6 protein-coding genes are annotated in these 11,912 nt (G+C 39.6%); 1 reads left to right on the top strand and 5 read right to left on the bottom strand.

Going from position 1 to position 11,912, the window contains the following annotated elements:
- Positions 1–28 precede the first annotated feature (28 nt).
- Positions 29–922: a helix-turn-helix transcriptional regulator gene (locus tag BK581_RS15850; protein WP_078579079.1), complete on the bottom strand. Its 894-nt coding sequence runs from the start codon at positions 920–922 to the stop codon at positions 29–31.
- A gap of 132 nt (positions 923–1,054) precedes the next feature.
- Here BK581_RS15850 and melA point away from each other — a divergent pair, with 132 nt between their 5' ends.
- Entirely contained in the window at positions 1,055–2,356 is a 1,302-nt protein-coding gene (gene melA, locus BK581_RS15845) for an alpha-glucosidase/alpha-galactosidase (RefSeq protein ID WP_078579078.1), read from the top strand.
- Positions 2,357–2,458: 102 nt separating this feature from the next.
- Here the strand turns inward: melA and BK581_RS15840 are convergent, their stop codons facing one another.
- From BK581_RS15840 to BK581_RS15825, 4 genes are all read right to left on the bottom strand, one after another.
- A complete protein-coding gene (locus BK581_RS15840) occupies positions 2,459–4,147 on the bottom strand; it encodes a methyl-accepting chemotaxis protein (protein ID WP_078579077.1) in 1,689 nt (562 codons plus the stop codon).
- Positions 4,148–4,471: 324 nt separating this feature from the next.
- Complete coding sequence (locus tag BK581_RS15835) at positions 4,472–8,854, bottom strand: S8 family serine peptidase (RefSeq protein WP_095995562.1); 4,383 nt, start codon at positions 8,852–8,854, stop codon at positions 4,472–4,474.
- Between the two features lie 1,051 nt (positions 8,855–9,905).
- The gene (gene nikC / locus BK581_RS15830) at positions 9,906–10,805 is read right to left on the bottom strand and encodes a nickel transporter permease (RefSeq protein ID WP_245829092.1); all 900 of its coding nucleotides are present in this window, start codon (positions 10,803–10,805) and stop codon (positions 9,906–9,908) included.
- Between the two features lie 27 nt (positions 10,806–10,832).
- Positions 10,833–11,834 (bottom strand): ABC transporter permease, encoded by a 1,002-nt coding sequence (locus BK581_RS15825; protein WP_078579075.1) that lies wholly within the window; start codon positions 11,832–11,834, stop codon positions 10,833–10,835.
- Positions 11,835–11,912 lie beyond the last annotated feature (78 nt).

Below are 11,912 nucleotides of genomic sequence, written 5' to 3'. Positions count from 1 at the left end.
ATTGTTTCATATCTCCACAATCGGTGTACTAATGAATTACAATCCGTTCAAACGGTACAGGGTGTTTATTTTTACGAAACTCCCCAGGAGGAATCCCAACTACTTTTTTAAATACTTTATTGAAATAATTGTCATTAGAAAAGCCTATTTTTTCTGAAATCATTCTAATTGTAAAGTCCGTATTCACCAGGAGCTCTATCGCTTTTTCAATCCGTATGTTTGTGACATATTGGCCCGGAGTGGTGTTTAGTGTCTTCTGGAATATTTTGATTAAATAATACTTTGATACATAGGCAGCATCGGCAATATCCTCGATCGTTATGTCCTCGTGATAATGTTGGTGAATAAAATTTAACGCATCATTCATGCTCTCTGGAAAAGGTGATGTTGCTTTAACTGGCTGTAGCAATCGATAGCATTCCATTAAAAATGCGTAAGCTTCGGCTGAAGACATGTAAGCATCTTCAAAAGCTTTCTCAGTTGCTTGAGTATAAATATCAAATACTTTTTTTATGACACGTGACTCTAAAGGAATATCTAAAATAGGACCATGCCTTTGTGAAAGGCGGTCCCAGCAAGCTTTTGCCGCCACCCCATTTAAAGTAATGAAAATAAATTCCCAATTATGACTATGGTCCGGAAGATAGTAACAATGTTTTCCTGGTATTTCAACCATAAAAGCCTTCCTTGGAGTGAGCTTGAAGGTTGATCCGTGAATATCGATAGCCCCTTCTCCAGAAAGAGTATATTGAAAAACAAATGAATTTCCTCTTTTTCTTTCAAGGCCATGCCACCTGTATTCCGTCGATACTCTTTTTTCCAACCCTATAACATCAAGATCAACGACTGTTTCAAAACGGCCGCTTTGCCTAAAGGCAATAGTTTCTTTTTTTATATCGCGCCAATTATCCAGTGACAACATGTTACCCTCCCTTAACAACTTTTTACCATTGTAAGCGCTAATATTCCATACTAACCTTAATGTATCACATTATTTAATTTTTTTCTCTATACGATTTAAGAAACAATAATATACCAAAAGGAGTGTTTTACAATGCCAAAAATAACATTTATCGGGGCAGGGAGTACTATTTTTGCCAAAAATGTCCTTGGAGACTGCATGTTCGTTGAGGCACTAAACGGGTCAGAATTTGCTTTACATGATATCGATGAAAAACGTTTAAAAGAATCTGAACAAATGCTAAAACATTTAGCGAACAAATATAACAAAACGATTCGAATTGTTTCATATTTAAACAGAAAAGACGCTTTATCAGGTGCCAACTATGTCATTAATGCTATTCAAGTTGGTGGTTATAAACCGAGTACTGTTATTGATTTTGAGATTCCTAAAAAATATGGCCTACGCCAAACCATTGGGGATACTGTGGGTATCGGTGGTATATTTAGAACACTGCGAACGATTCCAGTCATGAAGGCTATCGCAAACGACATGGAAGAGGTCTGCCCCGACGCTTGGTTTTTAAATTATACAAATCCGATGGCCACTTTGACTGGCTTTATGCTCAAATACACATCTATCAAAACCGTCGGTCTTTGCCACAGTGTTCAGGTCTGTACCAAGGAGTTATTCGAAAGGTTAGAGATGGATCATGAAAGGATTGAAGAAAAAATTGCTGGTATCAATCACATGGCATGGCTACTAGAAGTGAAAAAAGACGGAATGGACTTGTACCCAGAAATTAAAAAACGTGCTCAAGAAAAACAGTTGGAAAAGCATGATGATATGGTCCGATTCGAACTAATGGATAAATTCGGTTACTACATTACCGAATCATCTGAACATAATGCTGAATATCATCCTTATTTTATCAAAAGTCAGTATCCAGAACTCATTGAGAAATTTAACATCCCATTAGATGAATACCCAAGACGCTGTGTCAATCAAATAAATGGTTGGGAAAAAATGCGGGAGGATATTGTGCATAATTCCGAATTAAGTCATGAACGTAGTCACGAATATGGCTCGCGAATTATTGAAGCAATGGAGACAAATATTCCTTTCAAATTTGGTGGCAATGTATTAAATACGGGTGGGATAATTTCTAATTTACCTACAAAAGCGTGTATTGAGGTCCCGTGTGTGGCAGACCGCAATGGCATTATGCCTTGCTATATTGGCGAATTACCAGAACAATTAGCTGCTCTCAACCGAACAAATATAAATACGCAACTATTGACGATTAAAGCAGCTACTACTCTCGACAAACGTCATATCTATCAAGCTGCTATGCTTGATCCACATACGAGTGCAGAACTGTCTCTCGCCGATATTACAGCTATGTGTGATGACTTAATCGAAGCTCATGGTACACACCTACCTGTTTATCATTAACTTCTTCTCTATTGAACAAGCTGAGTAACCGATGAAATTAAATAAACACCTGGAGATTACGTATTAACCGATTAGTCTCCAGGTGCTCTTTACTACTTTTACTTAATAAGTGAATTTACTTGCTTTAGTCTGTAAATCCTCAGCTAGATGGGCTAATGATTCGCTAGAACCTGCAATTTCTTCCATTGATGCTGTTTGCTCTTCTACAGCTGCAGACATTTGTTGTGTACTAGCTGCATTTTGCTGAGAGATGGCTGATAGATTTTCAATCACCGAAATTATTTCCTCTTTCTTCATATCCATGCTGTTTCCTGATTCATTCAACTGCGCTAACGTTACTTTCATACTTTCTATGGCTGTGGCCACTCCTTCAAAAGTGCCACTTGTAGCTGTGACACTTTCCGTTTGTCGTCGTGATACTTCTTTCGATTCGCTCATTTTATCAACTGCATGCATCGTTTTTTCTGCTAATTTATGAATAATAGATGTAATTTCTTCAGAAAATCTATTGGATTGTTCCGCAAGTTTTCGTATCTCATCCGCTACAACAGAAAATCCTTTACCTGCTTCTCCCGCTCGTGCTGCTTCGATTGAAGCATTCAATGCTAATAAGTTTGTCTGTTCAGAAATATTTTGAATCATGCCGCTAGCATTTTCAATTTGTTCAGTGTTTTTATTTGTTTCCGTAATAATATCATGAATTTGATCTGCCACATCATTATTCGTGGTTGTTTTATCTACAAGATCGTTTACAAGTGCCAATCCCTCATCCTTTAAACTCGTTACCTCTTCTGCAATTTGATTAAGCTTATCAAGGTAATGTTGATCTTGAACAATCAGTTTACCTAATTCATTAACTTCTCCTGCACCTTTTTCTGTATCCGCTGCTTGAAGTGAGGCACCTCGTGAAATATCATCGATCGTTTTTGCTACTTCTTCAGCTGCTTTAGCAGATTGTTCACTCGTAGCCGTAAGCTCTTCTGATGAAGAAGCCAATTGTTCAGAAGCCGTCGTCACATCCTGTAATAACTCTGATAAATTTTCTTTCATAATATTAAATCCAGTTGAAATTTCCCCTAATTCATCACGACGATTATCGTCATGGTGGCTACGAAAGTCCCCTTCACCTGCTAATTTTAAGCTATCTAAAATAGATGTAATTCTTCCTTTAATTTGTTTCGTAAAAAACATCAGTAAAGCTGTCATTAAACTTACGACAATAACAATAATAATACCTACTTGAAGTAAAATATCTGACATGATGGCATTAATACTTTCTTGGGAAGTAGCCGTAAACCACATACCGATAACATTCCCATCCTCTGCCAAAATAGGTCGATAAGCTGTTTGCATGTCGACTCCAAGAATGTCTGCTTCACCACCGTAGTTTTCACCATTTTCAAGCACATGTTCAGTCACTTCACCTTCCGCCGCCACAGAAACCGCGCGTTCATCTGCAATAATGAGATTAGTGGAAATAGGTTGACGATCGTGGAAAATAGTAATAAGTCCTCCGGTCATTTCTGCCAACTCATCAGCTAAATCGTAATCTTCGTTAATGCGATGATCCCCTTTATATAGCTCTCCGTTTTGTTCGTGCCACTCTCCTTCATATTTTTCATTAACATAATTGTAGGTTAAGTCCAAATCTGATTTTGCCTTCTCTGCTGCAAAGCTCTCAATACCACTTTTTACTGATAAAAAAGTCACCCCTAAGACAATGACTGATAGACTAATGATCGTGATGAACATTAGTAACTGAAATTTAGTTAATATTTTCATATTTTTCATATATACTCTCCTCTATGACTTTAGAACCTCTCCTAAAGTACCATTTAATCTATAAACAATTCAAGTTAATTAAACCCATTTTTGATTAAAAAATGTTAGGACTTTTGCCTTTATTTTTCTTTCATTAAATTGGAGTACGTGTTGTTTATCTTGCATAAAAAGCCTTATATATTAGGTGTCCTCACTAAATGATTGGGTTATCATCCCCCCTAACATCATTGAAAAGATAGACAATAAAAAAAGGATTCGATCATCAGTATACGATGATCGAATCCATTGTTAAGTTATTTCTAGGGTGTCCAGCAGTCATAAGCTCTATTTCTATTAATCAACGTTTATAAACAATTTGCCATCTGCCACCGCCCTTACTTCGTTATCGAAGTCATCTCGCGCAATAACTTCAACTTCTGCTCCATTAGCTTTCACATTAGACGTAGCCGTGTAGTAGCCTACATAATAACCTGGTGATTGTTCTCTCATTGGCAGTTCTGTTGCATTTCCAGTTCTGTTAGCAGATGGTAGATTCGTTAAAGGCATTCGAATGACGAATGAGCTATCGAGCCCTTCCTCTGCATGAAAACTCACAAGCACCGTCTCACCTGCTTTGAGTTCTGTATCTTCTACTGGGGTAATGTCAGATAAGACATACTTACCAAAATTAGCGTGAACCGTCAATGTTTCTACTGACTCATTACCTGCCCCGTCAACTGCTTTAACTGTTATCTCATTTTCTCCTTCATCTAACATAATTCTATGGGAAAAGAACCCTTCCTCGTCTAACTCTGCCTTCGCCCCATTAACAGTCACGTGGTCAAGATACTCATCCGTGGCACTTCCTTCTACTCTAACTGTTTCACTGTTTAGCTTATCCCCCTCTTTTGGACTGAGGATTTCCAACTCTGGCGCCTCTTGATCAAGAATAACAGTAATTGGATCAGACTCACCACTCGATCCTGATGGTGTTTCAGCTATTGCAGTTAATTTATTTTCACCGTCGTTTAGTGTGATATCAACTGAGAAAAAGCCCTTGTCATCTGTTGTTGTGTTTCCTGCTTCCTCACCTTGGTTATAAATAATCATATCAATGTCTCGTGAACCATTTCCTTCTACTGTTACTATTTCATCATTTGTCATATAGCCGTCTTCCGGTGAGGTAATCTCTGGTACTGTCACCTCATAATCAACTAATGCACGAATCATATAATTTCCTTCATCTGCTGGTGTTTGTGAGAATTCCCCTCCAACAAACTCCCAGTTTCGTTCTGAAAAAGGCCCATTTTCGTCTGTTGCCAAACCTGGCGCATGTGGATTATCATCTGTCTGAATATAAACCAAATAAAAATCACTGTCGACAATAATCCCTTCCTGACTCAAATCTACGTGCGTCCAAGATCCATCACGCAATGCTTCTGCATCAATTGGCCCAGCAATTTTCTCACCTGGGGCACCGCCGTTACCTTCAGCATCATAGACCGCTAATTGAAAGTCTGTACCGCCTGGTTGTGGCCATTCAGTATCCCAAAAATGGAGTAATCCACCTGTGAGAAGGGCTTTCTCTTGTCCCTCTTCAAGAGACATTCTAACTGCCCATCCATTGCCTGCTTCATAGAAAACACGAGCATTTTCAGCTGTTCCATCATCATAGCTAATTTCACCAGGATACCCTATAAAAGGTGTTAGAGCAATATCTGCTATTGTCATGTCATCTTCCTCAATGGTTATCTCTGTTTCATAACTATAATAAGATGGCGCCACAACTTTTAACGTATAGGTCCCTTCATATGCTTCAATAGAATAACGGCCCTCTTCATCCGATTTTACTGCTGAAATTCGAGGGTCTTCCTTAAGCATTAAAGTAGCCCCTTCAACTGGTTCTTCAGTAATTTCATTTAAAACAGCTCCCGAAACAGATCCAACACCTAGTTCATCCAACATAAAGTGTACAGCTGCTGTCTCATCAGCTTCAATGGATACTTCTTTTTCAGAAGGATGGAAACCGTATGCTTCGGCCCTTACTGTGAATTGACCAGCTGGATGTGTTAATGAAAATGCGCCACTTGCTGGATTAGTTTGTGTTCGTCGACCTGTTTCGTTCACTTTTACAGTCGCTGCAAGCGGTAATCCAGCGGTCGTTTGTTCATCACCTGAACTGTCTTTATCTTTCTGTCGCTGATCTGTTTTCTGTTCAGGAGCAATCAATTCTCTCTCTTTTCCTTTTGGTGGAACATGCTCAGCAGGGTTTGTAGGTGTTCGTCCTAAGTGCAATCCATTTGTACGTCCAAGTCCATTTGCTTTGGAGCCAAACGAGGAATACAAACTTAACCCAGAATCAATAATACCTAATTCCATTTTTCCACCATCTGTATTTTGAACCTCATCGGTTAATGATACATCATCAATATACCAACCAGACTCGGTAATAAGGAAATCAGAATACGCATTAAATCCAACAATGATGCGTTCCCCAGCATAGTCACTTAAATCAACATATGCTGATTCCCATTCATCCGATACGCCATTCACTGTCCGCACAATATCCCATGTATCCATATCATCGGTAGAGACAACGACATAGCCATAATCATAGTTTATCTCAAACTCAAACCATTCATGATACTCGAGGAAGAAGTCTCCCTTATCAGGCACTTGCACTGGGGGCAAAATCAACGTAGCGTCCATATCATCTGCATAATCACCAGCTAAGTTTGTACCATATACATGATCACCGGAATAAGCAGATGAAGGTCCAACTTTTGGCCTTCCCCATTCCCAGCTGTTGTTTTGTCCAAAACTCAACCATCCAGCCGGATAAGTTTCAAAATCTTGAACATATCCTGTCGTAACAGAGTCGTGGACCTCTACCGTATAAACGTCACTTTCAACCGTATGACCTCCAAAATCTTCAACAACCCAATAATACGTTATTTCAGGAGCTATAATGGCGTCAGCAGGCATGTTCGCCTTATAAATGCCTGCCCGGTAATCACCACTTTTTCGTTGTGTCTCTAGCTCCTTCCATTCCCCATCGTCTTCATACATTAATATAACCGATGTGACACTCACATTATCTTCCGCACTTACCTCAAGTGGAAGAGCAATTCCTTCGAACACCTCTTCAGGTGGCGTATGTTGGAGAACAGGCGGCTCAGAATCTTCTCCCTCCTGTAAAACACTACCACTCAACCGACCTAATCCATCACTAACGGCTGTAACAGCTTCATATGCATTAATAATTCCAGCCCCATACCCGTTGTTAGGGGTTTCTGGGAATTGACTGTCTGTAGCTGGTGTCGATGTCGTCATTATAATGTCTTCAAGCTCGTCCACTGTCAAAGAAGAATCTACTTGTAACAATAAAGCAGCGAGTGCAGAGGTGTGAGGACCAGCCATTGATGTGCCATTCCATCCTCCTTCATACCCTCCACCTGAAACAGCAGAGCGAATATTGACTCCTGGTGCACTGACTTCCGGTTTAATTTCGTCATATGGGGAAGGTCCTTGCAAAGAGAAACTGGCTAATTCATTATTAGCATTCGTCGCTCCTGTAGCAAAAGATTCTGGGTAATTGGCTGGATTAGCTACAGAGCCAAGACCTCCAGGATTAGTTAGTGATGTGTTACCTGCAGAGAACTCTGGAAAGATACCAGCGGCACGCCAATTTTGTACCATCGGTCGATACCATTCATCTAGCCCAGGGCCTCCTCCCCAAGAGTTATTCACGATATCAGGGGCATATTCAGGATGAGGATTCCCGTCTTCATCTGTTGGCGCAAGTATCCATTCACCTGCTGCCAGCAAGTCCATATCTGTGCCGCCATCGTCAGTAAAGGCCTTAACACCAATCCATTGAGCGCCAGGTGCTACGCCAATTTTATTTGAACCATCTTCTTCAACTCCTACCATCGTTCCTGTCACATGTGTGCCGTGATCTAAATCATCATACGGGACATCTTCTCCAACGGTAGCATCAAACCAATTAAATTCATGATTTACTTCTCCAGTGGAAGCATCAAAACCGCGATATTGGTTTATTAAAGCAGGGTGATCCCATTCCACGCCAGTATCAATCGAGGCGATGACAATTCCCGAACCATCGATGCCCATTTCCCACACATCCGGCGCTTCTATTTGCTCAATATTCCATTCTACTTCTGGGTCTGACGTTTGTGGCAATTCTGAAGGTGCATTCTCATCTTCCACGTGAGTACGAGTGGTTTCATGTAGTTCTCTCGTCTCATTGGGAAGGATTTTATCTATCTCAGCATACGATTCTAAAGCTTCCAATGTCTCTTTATTTGCTGTTACTGCTAAAGCATTCACAATATAAAAAGATTCTATTTCTTGAACATTACCATTCTCTTTTTCTTTTAATAAAAAATCTTTTACTTCAACTTGTGATTCTGTAGCTGTCGCCCGAAGCTCGGAAACGATCGCTGTTCGCTGTGCAAGCGTTAAATCTGTCGTACCAGCTACTTGAATATTATTTGCAGCTACATCCGTAGCGATTTTGTCTGTATCTACTTGCTCTTTCATTTTTAATAAGAATGTCACATATTCCTCATCATCAAATTCATCTATCAGATGATCGGCTACCTCTACAGGTGCGTCTTGATCCATCTCTTCTAAATAGGAAGTAGACGTTCCATTACTTGTAGCACTTACTATTTGCGGCATGATCATTGGCATGATAAGAACAACCACCATCATCCATATAATCCCCTGCTGTCTCTGTTTATTTCTTAGCAAATCAACCACTCCCTTTTAATAATGTGGATCTTATCACATTGTCAATTATGGCTATTCAGTCAATTCTTATGGAAAATGAAGGTTGTCATTTTGAAATGAGTACATGATGCTTGAAAGAAATCAGTCGTGGAAATGAGAATCAAAAGTAGAGAAATTAGGTAAATAGTTTTACTTAAGCTGGAGGTTAACTTACATCTATGAACACGTCATATGTGGTCCTCCCTTCTTGTTCAAACGTGTCCACAATCGTTGTGACGTACTTCTATCCAGCATTTTAACGTCAAATTAGCAAAAATTCACTATTTTCTGATAAAAATAAGTCAATAGTTCTCCTTATACAATGAAAATAGAGAAATTCTGTCATTTAGTAACGATAGTTTTATAGAAAATTTGTCTGTTATTACATTTTTGAGACATATAAGATGCATTTAAATTTAAAAAAATGTCGAACTTCCCCTACTCTAACTCACCTATGGCGTCAGGAAAGAAGTATCGTATTTCTTCTGATCAGTACACAGTGCTTTCACCATGAGAATAAGATTTTCAGCTATTAATCTCTTAAATATCAATCATAATGAAAGTGAGATCTTACCGGTTTAATTTTCCCTTGAATACAACTTCTGTGGCTCTCTTTCCTTATGTATTATTGAAAAAAGGACATATCAACATAAAAAAAACCTTTCTAACTTTCAGTTTTTGTCGAACAATTAGGTCAAAAGAACCAATTCCACTGTTGAACAAACTCTTGAACTAGAAATCAGGACTTCATTCGCTGTATAGACTAACTGTAGGAGAGTATTACATCTCAATAAATATAAACAAGCCGTCATATGTGCGACGGCTTGCAACATAAAACGCACCTAAAATCAATGGTCGTTTTCGTTCTTCCTCCACTGATTGTAGGTGCGTGAATCAAGACATGAGCGACCGTTTTCTCCTGCCTAAATAGATTTAGCTACCCTCTCTATTTTGAGCAGGGAGTTTCACGGACGGCTATTTGTGATAAATACTCTTATTGTTTCATTTTTGGATCGAGCACGTCTCGTAAACCATCTCCTATCATATTAAAACCCAATACAGCCAGCATTATAGAAAGTCCAGGAAACAACATGAGCCATGGAGCACTCTGAATGTATTGTCTCGCATCGGAAAGCATTCTTCCCCACTCAGGTATTGGAGGCTGGGCACCCAAGCCTAAAAAGCCCAGTGCTGCAGCTTCTAAAATGGCTGTCCCAAACCCTAATGTGGCTTGAACAATTATCGGTGCCAAACTATTAGGCAATATGTGTTGCCACAATATACGGCTATTTTTCATTCCTTGGGCTTTCGCTGCTAGAATATACTCTTCTTGTCTGATTGAAATGACTTTCGAACGTACTAGCCGCCCAAAAATTGGCACATTTATAATGGCTATTGCTATTAACGCATTTTGTAAAGAGGGACCAAGAATAGCGACGATAGCTATGGCTAGCAATATACTCGGAAATGCTAACATGATATCAAATATCCGGGAGATAATCATATCGAGCCACCCACGATAGAAGCCAGCAATAACGCCGAGAGCCGTCCCGAAAATGAGCGCCCCTGTTACAGCAAAAAAACCAACTTGCAAGGAAATCCTAGCGCCATAAACAATTCGCGTAAAAATGTCTCTTCCCAAATCATCGGTGCCAAACCAATACTCACTATCAGGAGAACGAAGTCGATCAGTAGCATTCATCGAATCATACGAATAATGTGTCAGTAATGGGGCAAAGAGACCTACTAAAATAAAGCTGATAATAATGAAAAAGCCCGTTAAGGCCCACTTATTTTTACGAACATGCCAATAAGCTTCTTTCCAAGGAGAAATCACGTCTTCATTACTGGAATTTGAGTACATTCTTTTCTGTTTCATTGTCACGTCTTTCATATCTCCTCTCTCCCTCACATTTCCAGTCTAATACTTAATACGAGGATCTATATAGCTATATAACAAATCAACAGTAAGATTAATTAACACAAATAACGTCGCTATGACCAAAATACCTGATTGAATAACAGGATAATCTCTCGTTCCAATAGCTTCATAAACATATCTACCAATACCTGGCCAACTAAAAATCGTCTCTGTGAGAATGGCCCCTCCAAGAAGGGTCCCGGTTTGTAAACCAGCCACAGTTAATACTGGGATGATGGCATTTTTAAACCCGTGCCGATAAATTACAGCAATCGTTCCGGATCCTTTTGCCACCACCGTCCTAATATAATCAGAACGTAGTACTTCTAACATGCTTGACCGTGTCATTCTTGCAATGATGGCCATTGGAATCGTGCCTAATGCGATCCCCGGCAAAATCAAATGTTTAAAAGCTGTCCACCACTGATCAGGACGTCCAGCTATAAGAGCATCTAACAAATAAAAATGAGTGGTGGTATCAATGGGATCGCGAGGATTCTCACGCCCAAATGCAGGAAGCCAGCCAAGTTCCTGTGCAAAAATCCACTGTTCCATTAATCCTAACCAAAAAATAGGCATAGAGACGCCAATGAGGGCAATGAACATACTCATGTAATCAAACAAGGACCCTTGTTTCCATGCACTTAAAATTCCAGCGTTTACCCCGACAATGAGAGCAAATATCATGGCGAAAATCGTTAACTCAATAGTAGCAGCCAAGAAAGGCCAGAGTTCTTCATTTATCGGGCGATTCGTCCTTAAAGATGTCCCTAAATCCCCTTGTGCCAAATCCCTCATATAAAGTCCATACTGTACAAGGTACGGTTCATTAAGCCCCAAATTTTCTTCTAAATCAGCAATAGCTTGAGGTGTTGCTTGTTCTCCAAGAATGGTTTGGGCAGGATTTCCTGGAATAAGGTGGACGATTGAAAAAGTAATGAGCGACATGCCGATTAAAACTGGAATAAGCATTAATAAACGCCTGGCCGTATAAGAGATCACCTTGTTCACCTCAATCCCTATTCATACATAGTTATCACTATTCAGTCTCATTGAAGAAGGAGCAGAGCGTTCATGCTG

This window comes from Salipaludibacillus agaradhaerens (assembly GCF_002019735.1).
GTDB classification, from domain to species: domain Bacteria; phylum Bacillota; class Bacilli; order Bacillales; family Salisediminibacteriaceae; genus Salipaludibacillus; species Salipaludibacillus agaradhaerens.
The sequence above is the reverse complement of the archived record's forward strand: the minus strand, read 5'-3'. Positions and strand labels throughout refer to the sequence as shown.